Genomic DNA, 14,405 nt, shown 5'->3' with positions numbered 1-14,405 from the left:
CGGGCTGACCATGGGGCTCAGCCTTCCAGCGAGTCGACGAACCTGGCCATGCCGGAGAGCCAGCGGTCCGGGTCCTCGTACTTGCGGCGGACGAACTCGGCGACCTCGGGGTGCGGCAGGATGTGGAACCGCTCGGCGTCGAGCCCTTCGACGACGACCTGCGCCACCGCGTCGGGTTCGAGGATCTCACCGGAGGCGATGACCGCGCGGGCCGTGAGGTGGTGCTCATCCATGCCCTGGCCGAGCAGCCCCGTGCGCACGCCCTGCGGGCACAGCACGCTCACCCCGAGGCCCTTGGTCCGGTAGTGGATCGAGAGCCACTCGGCGAAGGCGATCGCGGCCGACTTCGTCACCGCGTACGGCGCGTCCCCCGGGCAGCTGACCAGCCCGGCGGCCGAGCAGGTGTTGAGCAGGTAGCCCCCGCCCCGCTCGACCATCCTCGGCACCATCGCGCGGGCGGCGTACACGTGGGCGAGCACGTTCACCGAGATGGTCCTGGTCCAGTCGAGGTCGTCGGCGTCCAGCCCGTGGCCGGTGATGACGCCGGCGTTGGAGCAGAACAGCCCGACGGGCCCGAACGCCTCCTCCGCGGCGTCGGCCAGGGCGCTGACCTCCTCCTGCACGGAGACGTCCGTCCGGACGGCGATCGCCCGCTCGCCGATGTCCCTGGCGACCCGGTGGGCGCCCGCCTCGTCCAGGTCGGCGACGACCACGCCCGCGGCGCCCTCGGCCGCGAACCGGTGGGCCATCGCCCGCCCGATGCCGCCGGCCGCCCCGGTCACGACGACGACTCTGTCTCGCACCCGCATACGCGCTCTCCGTTCAAACCGACCAGTCGGTATCCGGAACTTAAGCGCTCTGTACGCGCGCGTCAAACATCTGCCCGGCGCCCGCCGCGCCTGCGTGCCGCACGCGCGGTGGAGTGAAGGCGTCGGTCAGAAGGTGTTCCTCCGGCAGTTGAGGAAGAGCTGCATCTCGAGCGGCTCGTCGTCGGTCGCCGGGACATAGGCCAGGTCCATCTGCTCGCGCACGCTGAACCCGGCCTCCTGGACGACCGCCCGCAGCGCGTACCTGGCGTATCCGGTCATGCGGACGGGCGTGCCGAGGACGCGGACCGGCGCGTCGTCCACGTCGATCTCGACCATGCCGAGGGCCAGCCAGCCGCCGGGGACGAGCAGCTCGTGGAGCGTGAGCAGCGTCGTCATGATCTCGTCGCGGCGGAGCATCGACAGCGAGAAGTAGGCCACGACCGCGTCGAACCGCCCGAGGCCGACGTCCAGGTCGACGATGTCCATCTGGCGCAGGTCGGCCTCCGGCACGTGCTTCGCGGCCAGGGAAAGCATGACGGGCGAGATGTCGATGCCCGTCACGTCGCAGCCGGCGTCCACGAACTGGCGTGCCGTCGGCAGGCCCGTGCCACAGCCGACGTCGAGCACCCGCGCGCCCGGGCGCAGCTTGCGCAGGACCCACTCGGCGGACGCGATCTGCCCGCCCTTGTAGGGGAAGGCCTCGTCATATCGCTCGCCGATGCGGTCGAACGCGCCGGCCTGCGCGGCCCGGTGCCCCGAGCGCGAGCCTCTCGCTGTCATTCCGTCCACCCAACACTGAGCCGATTCCCGACTCTCCTTAGATAGAGGGATATCACACGTCAAGTCAAGACCAGTCAGGATCAGAGTTGACAATATAGGGGGTCAACGACGGATCTTGCGATTTTCGGCGGCAATTGCGGCTGGCAGCGCACGGACGGTCGTGCAATTGCCGCCAGGCCATGACCAGAGGCCGTGCCGGTCCGGCGGCAAGCGTGCTCAGGCGTCAGGCAGGGCGTCCCACTCGTCCCAGGAGAGGTCCCGGCCCGGCCAGCGCACGGACTCGTACGGCCACGCCTCGGCGATCCACTCGCGCACGACGCGCTCGACCTCCGACTCCAGTCCTGACTCGTCCTGGTCGGCCCTGACCCAGAACGACACGTCGGCGTCCGCGCCGGCCTTCTCCGGCGGGTCGACATAGACGCAGCCCAGCAGGCGCGACTCGTCCGGCGTCATGACCGCGTAGTTGAACGACCTTCGCAGCAGCGCCTCCTTCTGGTGCCAGGCGAGGTCGATGAGATCGTCCTGGATCGTCATCCCGTCCTGGGGCCAGCCCCACAGCGGGAAGCTCCTGCGCAACCGGTCGACGTTGGCCATCACGGCGTCGTAGTCCTTCACCACGTCGTGCACGGTGATGGGCCTGATGCGGAACAACGCGTGCTCCACCCCGGGCGGGATCTCGTGCGGGCGGGGCAGGAACGGCATGGCACACCTCCATAGCGGGGACCGCGGCGCGCGGCCCTCGACCAGGCTGGCGTGCCCGGCTTGCCCACCGCTGAGTCCGCACTTGGCCCCTGCGTCCCCGCACCGCGCTCCCCGATGGAAGTTTCAGATTCGATCTTCACCCATGCCCCCGCGACCTGCGGCGCCGTCCGCAGGAGCACGCGGGCGTTGTCCGCCGATTCCGCGCCGACTTAGGGTGACCCCGCCCTGCGAGGGAGCCTGGGTCAGGCTCCCGGGGCCGGGCCACGACGTGGACGGAGACGGCGATGACAGACCTGCACCGCGCTCGACCGGCGGGCTCGGCACCCGGCGCCCGCAGGCACGGAGCGCTTCCGGCCCTGCTCGTCGCTCTCGTGCTCTGCGCTCTGGTCGTGTCCCAGCTCTCCGCGAGAGCCCTGGCGCTGGCCGACCCGCCCGCGCCCGTGACGGGCAACGCGACCTACTTCGACGCGCTCGGCTCCCCGTACGGGGGATGCGGCCTGCCGCAGGCGGTGCTGGAGAGCCAGGACTTCGTCGCGCTCAATGTGTTCAACACGCCGGGAGACTACGGGAACTACACCCGGCCGCTGCCGCCTTCGATGGCCGCCAAGATCGGCATGTGGAACAACGGGCTCAACTGCGGGCGGTGGGTGCGGGTGTCGGTGGCCGACTACTGCACCGGCGTCAACGACGGAGCGCCCGGCCAGGCGTTCTGCCGCAACGGCTCATGGGCCGCCGACGCCTACAACGGGGCCACGCTGACCATGCTCGTCGCGGACAGCTGCGGCGACGCCAACGCCTGGTGCCGCGACGACCCCTACCACCTGGACCTCGCCAAGGACTCGCTCAACAGGTTCGCGAGGAACGGTGCCCCCGTCGGCGACATGTACCCGAACCACTGGAACAACCGCCACGTCACCTGGTCGTTCGTTCCGGCGCCCGGCTACACCGGCGACATCCAGATCGGCTTCATGCAGGGCGCGCAGCAGTACTGGCCTGCCATCGCCGTGTCACACCTGCGCGACGGCATCCACGGCGTGGAGTACTACTCCGGAGGCACCTGGCAGAAGGCCCAGATGAACGGTGACATGGGCCAGTCGTACATCATCGCGCCCACCGAGACCGCCGGCACGCGCTACCAGATCCGGGTGCGCGACGTCTCCGACACGCTCGCCAACAACGGCCGCGTCTACAGCTTCGCCCTTCCGGCCGGATGCTCCCCGTGCGGCGCGGCGTACACCAAGGCGGCCTACACCATCGACGGCCCGTCCCCGACGCCCACGCCGACCGTCACCCCCACGGTCTCGCCCACGCCGACGGTAACCCCGACGCCGACGCCCACTCCCACTGCGGGAACCTGCTCGGTGTCGTACGCGAAGCAGAGCGAGTGGCCGGGCGGGTTCACCGGCCAGGTCAACGTGACCAACAAGGGCGCGGCGCTGACGAGCTGGACGGTCACCTTCACCCTCCCGCCGGGCGTGACCGTGACCCAGGGCTGGAACGGCACCTGGACGCAGTCGGGCACCGCGGTGACGGTGCGGAACGCCTCATGGAACGGAAGCGTCGCCACCGGAGGCGTGATCAACCTCGGCTTCAACGGGTCCGCCACGGGCACCGCCGCCGCCCCGTCGAGGTTCGCCCTGAACGGCGCCGCCTGCGCCTGACCGGACGCGGACGCGTTCAGCTCCGGGGCGCCAGGGAGATGGACGCGTAGTCGGCGACCGGGCGGTATCCCAGGGCCTGGTAGATGGAGTTCGACGTCGGGTTGGCGAGGTCGGTGAAGAGCAGGAGCAGGCCCGCCCCCGCCTCCTCGGCCACGCGCGTCGCGGCGTGCGTCACCGCCGAGCCGTACCCGCGCCCGCGGAGCCCCGGCGGGGTGTAGACCGGGCCGATGCGCGACATCCCGGTGATCGGGCGCGAGAACCCGGCCATCGCGACCGGCTGTCCGCCGTCCTCCCACAGCACGAGCTCACCCCGCTCGACGCGGAGCTTCGCCTGCGGCAGCGGGTCGTCGTGCGAGGCCCCGGGCTCGGCCTCTTCGCTGAAGGCCCGCATCCATCGCGCGACCAGCTCGACATCGCCGTCCTTCGCGGTCCGCGCGGTGCCGGTGGACGACGGGGGCCGCAGGGTCTCCAGCCGGTAGAGGCGCTGCGACGCGCGCCCCGTCTCCCGCAGGCCGCTCGCCGAGGCGAAGGCCGAGGACTGCGCCAGTGGCCCGCTCACGCCGGGGAAGTCGCGGTCACGCACCGCCTCCGCGAGGGACGGCACAGAGCCGAGGGGGATGTCACCGAGAAGGAGCGCGTGGGGCGGTGTGTGCATGACGGCCCCGCGTACCTCGCCGCCGTCCGTGAGCCAGCCGAGCATCCGGTCGTCCCCCCACAGGCCGTGGCGCAGGCGGTCGAGCACGGTCAGGGGGACGGTGTTGCGCACGGGGTCACGGCGCAGCCACGCCTCGGCGGCGTCGGAGAACACACCGAGGTCATCGGTGAACGTCCAGATCATGCCGCCAGTGTGCCAACCGGCACGACCCCGGGCGACCCGTTTTCCGATCGCTAGAACTCGTCGGCGCCGGTGACCTGGGTGACGGGGAAGACGTGGCGCGAGGCGGCGCAGATGGTCTCCAGGGTGTGGATCGGGGTGCCGTCCGTCGCGTAGGCCGCGCGCAGGATCTCGACGACCCACTCCCCCGGGTCGAGCAGCAGCGTCTCGGCCTCGAACGCGGTCGGCCGGCGGGCGAGCAGCCGCTCGTCGGCGTGGCCGAAGCGGTGGCCGAGGGCCTCGATGCCGGCCTGGAGGCTGGGACGGACGAAGCCCGGGTCGCAGATCGGGGTGCCGCCGAAGACGTCGAGCCGGAAGTAGCTGGTGGCGATGCGCACGGGCACATCGCCGGCCAGCAGCAGCTTGCGCCGCGCCAGCACGTGCGTCCCCGGCTCGACGCGCAGGGCGGCGGCGACGTGCTCGCCCGCGGGCTCGGGACCGACGTGGAGCATGCGCCGGCCGGCGCGGATGCCCTGCCGCTCGGCCTCGGCGACGAACAGCGACGCCGAGCCCCGGATGGCCGGCTCGGTCGGCAGGCTCCGCCGCACCACCACCCTCGGCATGCCCGGCGGGTCGTGCGAGGCGGCAGTGCCGTTCACCGGCTCACCCGTGCCGCCGTGCGACGTCGGTCGTTCCACCTGCTACCCGGCCTCCCCGCAGATCGGACCGCGCTCGGGCCCCGAAACAGCGATACCGCCCTGGTGTGGGGCGGTATCGGGTCGAACGCGAGGGTGGAGCTATGGGGATTCGAACCCCAGACCTCCTCCATGCCATGGAGGCGCGCTACCAGCTGCGCCATAGCCCCTTGCGATGCGCGGTAAGTCTATAGGAACCCGGCCACCGCTTGGAAACCGAATCCGGCGGCCCGACCGTGATCGTGCGCGCGGGACGGACGCCGCGTGTCACGCTGGAGGGGTGCCCAGCCGTCTGGTGTGTCATGTCCGTTGAAATCTTCGAGGAGAACCGCCGGGTCCTCGCCGGAGTGGCGTACAGGATCCTCGGCAGCGCCACGGACGCCGAGGACGTCGTGCAGGAGGCGTGGCTGCGCTGGTCCGACGTCGACGCCGCGAAGGTCGCCGACCCGAGGGCCTACCTGGTCCGGGTGACCAGCAGGCTGGCGATCGACCGGCTGAGAAGGGTGAAGGCACGCCGCGAGGCGTACGTCGGCCCGTGGCTCCCCGAGCCGATCAGCACCGAGCCCGGCCTGTCCGAGCACGTCGAGCTGGCCGACTCCGTGGACCTCGCGCTGCTGGTCGTCCTTGAGACCCTGTCACCCCTTGAGCGGGCGGTGTTCGTGCTCAGGGAGGCGTTCGGCATGTCGTACCTGGAGATCGGCGAGGTGATCGGCCGCGCGGAGCCCACGACGCGGCAGCTCGCCCGGCGGGCGCGCGACCACGTGCGCGACGGCAGGCCGCGCTTCGACGTGGACCGGGCCGAGCGGCGGCGGGTGACCGAGCGGTTCATCACCGCCTGCGTGGACGGTGACCTTGCCGGCCTGCTCGACCTGCTCTCCAAGGACGTCACGCTCGTGGGGGACGGCGGAGGCAAGGCCAGGGCGCCGATCAACGTCATCGAGGGCGTGAGCAGGGTGGCGCGGTTCCTCGCGGGCATCGCCTCGGGCGAGGGTGTCCGGCGCTTCCTGGCCTCGGTCGGCCTCCCGGAGTCGGGGACGTTCGGCGTCGGTCCCGCAGAGGTGAACGGCGGCCCCGCGGCGGTCGTGACCCTCGAAGGGCGGCCGATCACGGTGATCTCGCTCGGGGTGGCGGACGGCGCCGTCCAGACCATCTACCTCATCGCCAACCCCGAGAAGATGTCGCGGCTCGGAAGCTTCCGAACCGAGGGCCCCTGAGCTAGGCGAGCTCGTCCTCCAGGTAGCGGTCACCGGCCGCGTACCAGCCGGTGACGACCTGGGCCGCGATCACGGCGAACAGGAGCACGAAGGGCACCGTCCAGCCTCCGGTGGCCGAGTAGAGCACGCCCACCACGATCGGCCCCGCCCCGGCGATGAGGTATCCGGCGCTCTGCCCGAAGGCCGACAGGGCCGCGGTGACCTCCGCCGTGCGGGTGCGGAGCGCGAGGAGCGTGAGCGCCAGCGGGAACGATCCCATGCCGACGCCGACCACCAGGACCCAGATCCACAGCGACGAGGCGGGGCCGGCCAGCATGCCGGTGAACCCCACGACGTACAGCGCGGCGAAGCCGACGATCATCGGGCGCTGGCTGGTGACGCGGGCCGCGATGGCGGGCACGGCCAGCGCGACCGGGATGCCGAGCGCCGAGAACACCGCCAGGCTGACGCCGGCCTGGCCGCTGGTGTACCCCCTGTCCTGCAGCAGTTGCGGCAGCCAGCCGAACATCACGTAGGCGACCAGCGACTGTGTGCCGAAATATCCGGCGATCGCCCAGGCCAGCCGGGTGCGCACCAGTGCTCGGGGCCCGGCGGCGTCCCGCCCGCTGAACCGCTCCGGCTCACTGCGCAGGAGCGCAAGCCACGGAATGGCGGCCACAGCGGCGAGTGCCGCCCACACACCGAGGGCGACGTGCCAGTTGCCGTCGGCGGCCCGCTGGATCGGGACCGTCGCGGCTGCGGCGAGCATGGTGCCGACGGCCAGGGCCGTCGCGTAGAGGGTCGTCATGGGCCCGGTGCGGCTGGGGAAGTGGCGCTTGATCAGGGTCGGGATCAGCACGTTGCCGATCGCGCCACCGGAGAGCGCCACCACGCTGGCCGCCAGGAAGACGAAGGTGGAGTCGATCATGACCCGCGCGAGCAGCCCGACGCCCAGCACCACGAGCGCGCCGAGAAGCAGTCGGTGCTCGCCGACGCGCCTGGCGAGTGCGGGGGTCGCCGCGCCGAACACCGCGAAGGAGAGCACGGGCAGGGTCGTGAGGAGCCCCGTGACCACGGCCGACATGCCGAGTGCCTGGCTCACCTGGTCGAGCACGGGGCCGACGCTGGTGACGGCGGTGCGCAGGTTGAGCGAGGCGAGCACGATGCCGAGCACGACGAGCCATGCGAGCGATCGCGTGCGGCCCGGCCTCCGTTCCGGTGCGGTCGTCGCGAGCCTGTCCGGGGCGAGCACAGTCATGCCGGGGTCTATCCTCTGTCTGTCTAGGGTTTCATCGAATCATGGGATGATTGGATGACCTAAAGCGTAACAGACGTTTCAGGCGATCTCTTCCCGCCTGGCCGGCGGCCCGGGACGTGCCCGGGGGGACAGGCCTCGACCTGTCCCCCCGGTTCCTTGCCGCCTCAGGTGGCTCGTCAGGCGAGGCGCTCCGGGGTCAGCGGCGGCTCGTCGTCCCAGCGCGGGGTGCCCTGCGGGGAGACCGGGCCGCTGCCCGGCGCCGGGAGCGGGGTCTCCGGCGGATACTCACGCTGTACGGGCTGCGGCGGCATCGGGTCGCCGGCGGCGTAGGCGGGCCCGGAGCCGGGTGCCGTCTCCGGGACGGTGCCCGCCGGGGTGGCCGCGGGGACGCCGGGGCCCGAGGTGGTGCCAGTCCCCCTCAGCACGTCGCCGTCCGGGGCCGTACGGGCGGCGGCGGAGTGGTCGCCGTCGAGGGGCGCGGGCACCTCGCCGCGCCAGCCGCCGGTCTCGTGCCCCTTGGACTCGATGAACTTCTTGAACCGCTCCAGGTCGCCGTGCACCCGCATCCGGACGAGCTGCAGCTTGTCCCCGACGGTCTCGACGATGCCCTCGGGGTCGAACTCCATCTGGAGCATGACCCGGGTGGTGTCGTCGGTGATGCGGTGGAACGTCACCACGCCGCCCTGGCGGGGCTCCTCCAGTGAGCGCCACGCGACGCGCTCGTCCGGGCGCTGCTCGGTGATCTCGGCCTCGAACTCACGGTGCACGCCGGCGACCTGGACGCTCCACGCCAGGCGCGTGTCGTCGAGCTGCTTGACCGACTCCACGCCTTCCATGAACTCGGGGAAGCTCTCGAACTGGGTCCACTGGTTGTAGGCCGTCCGCACGGGCACGGCCACGTCGACCGAGTGCTCGATGGTGCTCATCAGGCTTCCTCCCTCTTTGTGGCTACGGAAACCTGCCCTGCCCCTGGGATCGCGGCCTAGTCGGACTTTCGCGTGCGAAAAATCCAGTAGAGGCCGATCACCGGCAGCACCAGCGGGACGAAGCCGTAACCGCTGCCGTAACCGGACCAGACGGTGGCGTGCGGGAACGCGGCCGGGTCGAACATGCTGAGCGTGCCCACGACGAGCACCCCGGCGAGCTCGATCGCGCACGCCGTGAGAGCCGTGCGGCGGGCGCCGCGCGCGAGCGCCACCGTGAGCACGATGTAGACCGCCGCCGCGAACGCGGACAGCACGTAGGCGAGCGGCGCCTCGTGGTACTTGGTGGCGATCTGCACCGCGGCCCTGGCTCCGGCCGCGAGCGCGAAGACGCCGTACACGGCGACGAGGAGGCGGCCCGGCCCGGTGTTCACCGCCGCGCCGGTCACGGGGCTCCCTGCCAGAGCTGCAGCAGCCTGCCGACCATGACGGGGATGGCGAAGCAGGCGACGGCGGCGACCGCGGGCCCCCACCTGGTGCGCTCGCCGAGCGCCCAGAAGGCCGCGACCGGCGGGATCAGGATGGTGCCCGCGAGGTAGCCGATGAACGTCGCGGTCTCGGCGGGCCGCTCCCCGCCGATCACCTTGGCGATGCCGATGCCCGCCTGCGCGAGCAGCGCGAGCTCCAGCACCCCGAGCCCGATGAGCAGCACCATGCCCATCGGCCGGTTCCTGACGGCCACGACCACGCACATCGCCGCCAGGAGCAGCGAGCCGATGATCAGTGCGGTGGCCAGGGCGCCGATCATCGCACGGCACGGAGACTCGGGAGCATGGAGGTAGATTATCGGGCCCCCACCTCGGCCTTCCGCGCGAGGAGCCCCCTCCCCTTCCGCGTGAGGAGCCCCCCTCCCCTTCCGCGAGGAGCCCCGCGTGAGGAGCCCTCTCCCCGGCGTGACCGGGGAGAGGGCCGTGTGGCCGGGGTCAGTGGCAGTTCACCAGGACGATCGACACGACGGTGCACTGGACCTGGTCCACGTCGTTGGAGCTCACGGGGTCGACGGGGTCGGACGCCGTGCGCGTGGCCGTGAAGGTGTACGGCACGCCGATGCTCAGCAGCCCGATCGGGACGGTGAACTTCCTGGTCACCGAACCGCCGAAGGGGACCTGCCCGGTCGTGCACGTGACGGCGCCCGAGCCGGTGGCGCAGTCGCCGGAGACCCCGGAGAGCCCGCCGGGGAGCGGGGTGGTGACGGTCGCCGAGCGCAGCACGCCCGGCCCGTTGTCGGTGACCCGCACCGTGAACTCGATCTTCGGGACGAGCAGGGCCAGCTTGGGCGAGGCGGTGAGGCGTACGGCCGCGTCGGCCTGGCTGATGACGGTCAGCGCGGGCCCGGTGACGATCTCCGAGGCGTAGTTCGATCCACGCAGCTCACCCTGGAAGGTCCGCTCCCCGGGCTGGGCGTTCTGCGCGATCGCCAGCGTGAACACGACGGTCGCCGAGGCGCCGCCCGACAGTGCTCCGACGGGCGCCTCGAAGCCGATGGGCCCGCTCGCGTCCGAGACGGTGGTGCAGGGCCCGATCGCCCCGGTGCATCCGGTAAGGGTGGCGTAAGAGGGAAGCGCGGCGGGGGTGCTGAACACCCGGGCGGCGGCGTTGAGCACCGTGAAGCCGTGGATGTTGGTGACCTGGACGGTGACGGTGACCGAGTCACCGGTGTTGACCTGGGAGGACGACAGCGACAGCGTCACCTCGGGCGGGTCGGCGGACGCGGGGGTGGCGAGGAGCGGGGACATGACCATCGCGACGGCCATGGCCACCAGGGCGAGGGGGTGCCGGAGGGATCTCATCGCAGCCTTTCGATCTCGAAGACCTGAACCCTCCGACTATGGCCGCTGATATCCACATCAGCAGCTAATCGCGGTTATTTGGTCACGCTACGCAGTGACCAATTGTGGACATTAGCCACCGGACAACGAGCCAGCCTCCCCGGGCGTCCGGCAGCCGCGCGGAACGATCTGCCCTCTCCGGGCATGCGGTGGCCAGGCACGACGATCGGCCGTGTCCAGGCGTCCGGCGGGCCGCGGACGACGAGCGGCCTCTCCAGGCCTACGGCTCAGGGCAGGGACAGCTCGGCGGAGATGCCGTCGAGCAGCCACTTCAGGCCGCGCTCGAAATTGTCGTCCGCCCCGGCGACGCCGGTTCGCAGCAGAGGAGCGAGGTTCGGGAACTCGCCGCTCTCCATGAGGCGTGCGATGTAGGGCTGCAGGACCGTGTCCCGCTCGGCCTGGGTGAACCCGTCGCGCCGGGGCGCGCCACGGTCGAGGACCTCGCGGATCACGTGGCCCAGGGTGTAATCGTCGGCCGCGGTGAGGATGCGCCACTTCGACTCCGCGTCGAGGTCCAACTCGGCGAGCGCCACCAGCGACTGCTCCCCGTGGCGCATGCCATTGGGCCCGATGCGCGGACGCTGCCCAGCGAGGTCGACCATCCAGGGGTGTCGCAGCATCGTCTCGCGCGTGCTCCTGGAGATCGCGAGGACGCCCTCCCGCCACCCGGACGGCAGCTCCCCCACCAGGTACATCTCCCCCGCGACGTGGTCGTACATCAGGTCGAGCAGGTCCTCCTTGCGCTCGATGTGGCTGTAGAGGCTCATGGCCCGGGCGCCCAGCTCGGCGGCCACCCTGCGGATGGAGACCGCCGCGAGCCCTTCGGCGTCCGCGAGGCCGAGGGCGGCGTCCAGGATCGCCTCGCGCGTCAGCGCCGACCGCCTTTTGGTCGTCTCGCGTGCCCACACCGGGCCGCGCACGCGTTCCGAAGCCTCTTCCACGGGCCCGATTATACGGCGTAGCGCAAATCGAGACGGTGTACGGCAAAAGCGATACAGCGTACGATTAGCGCTACGGTGTACGGAAACCGATGCGGCGTACGAGAGGTGGATCCCCATGACGACGACCACCGAGACCCCCACGGGTTTCGATCCCGCGCTTCGGCGGCTGGCACTGGTGGTGGCGCTCGGCGCGATCATGACGATCCTCGACAGCACGATCGTCAACGTCGCGATCAACACACTGGGCAGGGACTTCCACACGTCACTGTCCACGATCCAGTGGGTGATCACCGCCTACACCCTCGCCCTGTCCATGACCATCCCGATCACCGGCTGGGCGGTGGAGCGATTCGGGGCCAAGACGATGTGGCTGACCTCGCTCGCGCTCTTCATCGGCGGCTCGGTGCTCTGCGGCGCGGCCTGGTCGGCCCCCAGCCTCATCGCGTTCCGCGTCCTGCAGGGCATCGGCGGCGGGCTGCTCATGCCCGTCGGCCAGAGCATGCTCGCCCGCGCGGCGGGCCCTCACCGCATGGGCAGGGCGATGGCCGTCATCGCCATCCCCGGGATGCTCGCGCCGGTGCTCGGGCCGGTGCTGGGCGGCGTGATCGTCGACCAGCTGGCCTGGCGCTGGCTGTTCTACGTCAACGTGCCGTTCTGCGTGGTCGCGCTGGTGCTCGCCGTACGGCTGCTGCCGCGCGACGAGGACCGGCGGGCGGACAGCAGGCTGGACGCGGTGGGCCTCGCCCTCCTGTCCCCCGGCCTCGCCGCCCTGGTGTACGGCCTGTCCCAGGTCGGCGAGGGGCCGGGCCTGGCCGGTGCCGGCGCCCTCGCCGGGCTCACGGCGGGCGCGGTGCTGACGGCGGCGTTCGTGGTGCGGTCGCTACGCAGGGGCGAGCGGGCGCTCGTGGACCTGCGCGTGTTCGGGAACCGGTCCTTCACCGCGGCCGTGGCGGCGCTGTTCTTCTACTCGGCCGCGGTCTTCGGCCTGCTGGTCCTCGCTCCGCTGTACTTCCAGATCATGCGGGGGCAGAGCGTCCTGGACGCCGGCCTGCTGATCGCCCCGCTGGGGATCGGCGCCATCGTCACCATGCCGCTGGCCGGGCGGCTCACCGACCGCCTCGGTCCCCGTGGCCTCGGGCTCACCGGCATCGCCGTGGCCATGGCGGGCACGCTCGCCTACACCCGGATCGACGCGACCACCGCGCTGCCCGTGCTCGCCGCCGCCCTGTTCGTCGTGGGCCTCGGGCACGGGCTCGTCGTCCCGTCGATGTCGGCCGCGTTCTACCAGGGGATGCCGCGGACCTCCATCCCGGCGGCGACGACCGCGAGCAACATCACCATCCGGGTGGCGAGCTCGCTGGGCGTCGCCGTGCTGGCCGTCGTCCTGCAGGCCCGCCTCAGGGCCGGGATCCCCGGAGCGGACGGCACGCTCGCCGACGCGGCCGCGCACGGCGGAAGGGCGGCGGGGGCCGTGGCGCACGCCTTCTCGGGGAGCTTCTTGTGGGCGCTCGTCATCGGCGCGGTGGCGCTCGTCCCGGCCTTCCTCGTCCCCCGCAGGCCCGCCGCCTGACCGCCACCCGCCGGGGAGTCCGCGACTGGCGCGGACGCCTCTACCTGGATCGTCTGCCAGGCCACCGCGGCCGTCCCCGCGATCCGCCTGGTGCGGCGCGGCGCGCTCGGCGTCCGTCCCGCGCTCTGGGCGGGCGCGGCGCTGAGCGCCACGGCGCTGGTCAGCCTGGGCCTGCGCGTGCCGGGCCGCCCCGCGACCATCCCCACGCATGGGTGATCGGACTCACCGTAAGGCAAAGAGCATAAGACTGTATGCTGTAGGCAGTTGACGAAAAACATTTGACGGGCACGCCGAGAGCGGCCCTGGCACCTTCCGGAGTTGAAGAAATGACGCGGTCGGATCCCGCGGGCAGGGCAGCCGCATCCAAGATCGCGCGTCCCGTTCCGCTCAGAGAGAGCGTTTTCGATGCGCTCCTCGAGCTCATCATCAGCGGCCACCTCCGTCCTGGCCAGCATCTCGCCGAGAGCGAGCTCGCCGAGATGCTCGGGGTCTCCAGGCAGCCGATCAGGGAGGCACTCCAGCTGCTCAGCGGCGAGGGCTGGGTCGACCTGCACCCCGGGCACGGAGCCTTCGTGCACGCCCCCACCGCCGAGGAGGCCGACCAGCTGCTGGCCGTGCGCGCCCTCCTCGAGACCGAGGCCGCGCGGCTGGCGGCCCGCAACCACACCGACGAGGGGGTGGCCCGGCTGCGCGCGCTCTGCTCGCGCGGCCTGGCCGCCGTCGAGGCCGACGACATCGACGGCGCGGTGGCCGTCAACTCCGAGCTGCACGCCACCGTCATGGAGCTTTCCGGCAACGCCGTGCTCAGCGACCTCGCCGCCCAGGTCTCCCGCCGCGTCCGCTGGTACCACACGCCGGTGGCCCGCCAGCGCGGCCGGGCCTCCTGGGAGGAGCACACCGCGCTGATCGACGCCATCGCCGAGGGCGACGCCGACCGGGCAAGCGAGATCATGAAGGCCCACACCGAGCACACCCGTCACCTCTACCTGAGCCAGCTTGAGGAGGAGGAGCCCGCGGAGCCGCTGCCGAGCCGGCGCAGGAAACGGCGGGCCCCCGCCTTCGGCAATTGACCTGAATGTCACCCGCGGCTCGCTCCGGCGAAACATCCAGGGAAGAGATTGGAATCGAAAGCACTTCTCACCCACGTCGGGGAGACGTGTGGCGACGCGC

General features: G+C 71.7%; 16 protein-coding genes and 1 tRNA gene. 5 read left to right on the top strand and 12 right to left on the bottom strand.

The genetic code is table 11. The annotated features are described in order from the left end of the window. Nucleotides 1-17 precede the first annotated feature (17 nt). The 3 genes from OG589_RS02040 to OG589_RS02030 all read right to left on the bottom strand — a co-directional run bounded on the left by OG589_RS02040 (nt 18) and on the right by OG589_RS02030 (nt 2,291). On the bottom strand, nt 18-809 hold the full coding sequence (locus tag OG589_RS02040; protein ID WP_405145602.1) for an SDR family oxidoreductase: 792 nt from the start codon (nt 807-809) through the stop codon (nt 18-20). A gap of 126 nt (nt 810-935) precedes the next feature. Continuing rightward, entirely contained in the window at nt 936-1,589 is a 654-nt protein-coding gene (locus tag OG589_RS02035; RefSeq protein WP_405145600.1) for a class I SAM-dependent DNA methyltransferase, read from the bottom strand. A gap of 216 nt (nt 1,590-1,805) precedes the next feature. Continuing rightward, on the bottom strand, nt 1,806-2,291 hold the full coding sequence (locus tag OG589_RS02030; protein ID WP_405145599.1) for a GNAT family N-acetyltransferase: 486 nt from the start codon (nt 2,289-2,291) through the stop codon (nt 1,806-1,808). A 284-nt stretch (nt 2,292-2,575) separates the two neighbouring features. Between OG589_RS02030 and OG589_RS02025 the strand changes: the two genes are divergently transcribed. After that, nucleotides 2,576-3,952: a cellulose binding domain-containing protein gene (locus OG589_RS02025; protein ID WP_405145598.1), complete on the top strand. Its 1,377-nt coding sequence runs from the start codon at nt 2,576-2,578 to the stop codon at nt 3,950-3,952. A 16-nt stretch (nt 3,953-3,968) separates the two neighbouring features. Here the strand turns inward: OG589_RS02025 and OG589_RS02020 are convergent, their stop codons facing one another. The 3 genes from OG589_RS02020 to OG589_RS02010 form a co-directional block, all read right to left on the bottom strand. Then, nucleotides 3,969-4,790 (bottom strand): GNAT family N-acetyltransferase, encoded by an 822-nt coding sequence (locus OG589_RS02020; RefSeq protein WP_405145597.1) that lies wholly within the window; start codon nt 4,788-4,790, stop codon nt 3,969-3,971. A 50-nt stretch (nt 4,791-4,840) separates the two neighbouring features. Then, complete coding sequence (locus OG589_RS02015; RefSeq protein WP_405145596.1) at nt 4,841-5,464, bottom strand: GntR family transcriptional regulator; 624 nt, start codon at nt 5,462-5,464, stop codon at nt 4,841-4,843. A 94-nt stretch (nt 5,465-5,558) separates the two neighbouring features. Continuing rightward, nucleotides 5,559-5,631 (bottom strand) — tRNA-Ala (locus OG589_RS02010). 132 nt (nt 5,632-5,763) lie between these two features. On the opposite strand from OG589_RS02010, the gene sigJ reads away from it, so the two are divergent. Continuing rightward, nucleotides 5,764-6,675 (top strand): RNA polymerase sigma factor SigJ, encoded by a 912-nt coding sequence (gene sigJ, locus OG589_RS02005; protein WP_405145594.1) that lies wholly within the window; start codon nt 5,764-5,766, stop codon nt 6,673-6,675. Nucleotide 6,676: 1 nt separating this feature from the next. Here the strand turns inward: sigJ and OG589_RS02000 are convergent, their stop codons facing one another. The 6 genes from OG589_RS02000 to OG589_RS01975 form a co-directional block, all read right to left on the bottom strand. Continuing rightward, entirely contained in the window at nt 6,677-7,912 is a 1,236-nt protein-coding gene (locus OG589_RS02000; protein WP_405145592.1) for a CynX/NimT family MFS transporter, read from the bottom strand. 176 nt (nt 7,913-8,088) lie between these two features. After that, nucleotides 8,089-8,838 (bottom strand): SRPBCC family protein, encoded by a 750-nt coding sequence (locus tag OG589_RS01995; protein ID WP_405145590.1) that lies wholly within the window; start codon nt 8,836-8,838, stop codon nt 8,089-8,091. A gap of 56 nt (nt 8,839-8,894) precedes the next feature. Then, nucleotides 8,895-9,284, bottom strand: coding sequence for a hypothetical protein (locus OG589_RS01990; RefSeq protein WP_405145588.1), 390 nt, complete (start codon nt 9,282-9,284; stop codon nt 8,895-8,897). Then, nucleotides 9,281-9,643, bottom strand: coding sequence for a hypothetical protein (locus OG589_RS01985; protein WP_405145586.1), 363 nt, complete (start codon nt 9,641-9,643; stop codon nt 9,281-9,283). The genes OG589_RS01990 and OG589_RS01985 overlap by 4 nt, the downstream gene beginning before the upstream one ends. 175 nt (nt 9,644-9,818) lie before the next feature. Beyond that, a complete protein-coding gene (locus OG589_RS01980; RefSeq protein WP_405145584.1) occupies nt 9,819-10,685 on the bottom strand; it encodes a hypothetical protein in 867 nt (288 codons plus the stop codon). Nucleotides 10,686-10,951: 266 nt separating this feature from the next. Then, complete coding sequence (locus OG589_RS01975) at nt 10,952-11,665, bottom strand: TetR/AcrR family transcriptional regulator (RefSeq protein ID WP_405145582.1); 714 nt, start codon at nt 11,663-11,665, stop codon at nt 10,952-10,954. Between the two features lie 115 nt (nt 11,666-11,780). Between OG589_RS01975 and OG589_RS01970 the strand changes: the two genes are divergently transcribed. The 3 genes from OG589_RS01970 to OG589_RS01960 all read left to right on the top strand — a co-directional run bounded on the left by OG589_RS01970 (nt 11,781) and on the right by OG589_RS01960 (nt 14,305). Continuing rightward, nucleotides 11,781-13,235: an MDR family MFS transporter gene (locus OG589_RS01970; RefSeq protein ID WP_405145580.1), complete on the top strand. Its 1,455-nt coding sequence runs from the start codon at nt 11,781-11,783 to the stop codon at nt 13,233-13,235. A 90-nt stretch (nt 13,236-13,325) separates the two neighbouring features. Beyond that, nucleotides 13,326-13,451, top strand: coding sequence for a hypothetical protein (locus OG589_RS01965; protein ID WP_405145579.1), 126 nt, complete (start codon nt 13,326-13,328; stop codon nt 13,449-13,451). Nucleotides 13,452-13,561: 110 nt separating this feature from the next. After that, nucleotides 13,562-14,305, top strand: coding sequence for a GntR family transcriptional regulator (locus tag OG589_RS01960; RefSeq protein WP_405145577.1), 744 nt, complete (start codon nt 13,562-13,564; stop codon nt 14,303-14,305). Nucleotides 14,306-14,405: the final 100 nt, after the last annotated feature.

The organism is Sphaerisporangium sp. NBC_01403 (genome assembly GCF_045040145.1).
Classification (GTDB): domain Bacteria; phylum Actinomycetota; class Actinomycetes; order Streptosporangiales; family Streptosporangiaceae; genus Sphaerisporangium; species Sphaerisporangium viridialbum.
This window is presented reverse-complemented; position numbering and strand designations above follow the sequence as displayed.

Excerpts from the sequence above, each read along its gene's own strand:
- OG589_RS02040 (WP_405145602.1), bottom strand. The coding sequence starts at position 809 with ATGCGGGTGCGAGACAGAGTCGTCGTCGTGACCGGGGCGGCCGGCGGC.
- OG589_RS02035 (WP_405145600.1), bottom strand. The coding sequence starts at position 1,589 with ATGACAGCGAGAGGCTCGCGCTCGGGGCACCGGGCCGCGCAGGCCGGC.
- OG589_RS02030 (WP_405145599.1), bottom strand. The coding sequence starts at position 2,291 with ATGCCGTTCCTGCCCCGCCCGCACGAGATCCCGCCCGGGGTGGAGCAC.
- OG589_RS02025 (WP_405145598.1), top strand. The coding sequence starts at position 2,576 with ATGACAGACCTGCACCGCGCTCGACCGGCGGGCTCGGCACCCGGCGCC.
- OG589_RS02020 (WP_405145597.1), bottom strand. The coding sequence starts at position 4,790 with ATGATCTGGACGTTCACCGATGACCTCGGTGTGTTCTCCGACGCCGCC.
- sigJ (WP_405145594.1), top strand. The coding sequence starts at position 5,764 with ATGTCCGTTGAAATCTTCGAGGAGAACCGCCGGGTCCTCGCCGGAGTG.
- OG589_RS02000 (WP_405145592.1), bottom strand. The coding sequence starts at position 7,912 with ATGACTGTGCTCGCCCCGGACAGGCTCGCGACGACCGCACCGGAACGG.
- OG589_RS01995 (WP_405145590.1), bottom strand. The coding sequence starts at position 8,838 with ATGAGCACCATCGAGCACTCGGTCGACGTGGCCGTGCCCGTGCGGACG.
- OG589_RS01985 (WP_405145586.1), bottom strand. The coding sequence starts at position 9,643 with ATGATCGGCGCCCTGGCCACCGCACTGATCATCGGCTCGCTGCTCCTG.
- OG589_RS01980 (WP_405145584.1), bottom strand. The coding sequence starts at position 10,685 with ATGAGATCCCTCCGGCACCCCCTCGCCCTGGTGGCCATGGCCGTCGCG.
- OG589_RS01970 (WP_405145580.1), top strand. The coding sequence starts at position 11,781 with ATGACGACGACCACCGAGACCCCCACGGGTTTCGATCCCGCGCTTCGG.
- OG589_RS01960 (WP_405145577.1), top strand. The coding sequence starts at position 13,562 with ATGACGCGGTCGGATCCCGCGGGCAGGGCAGCCGCATCCAAGATCGCG.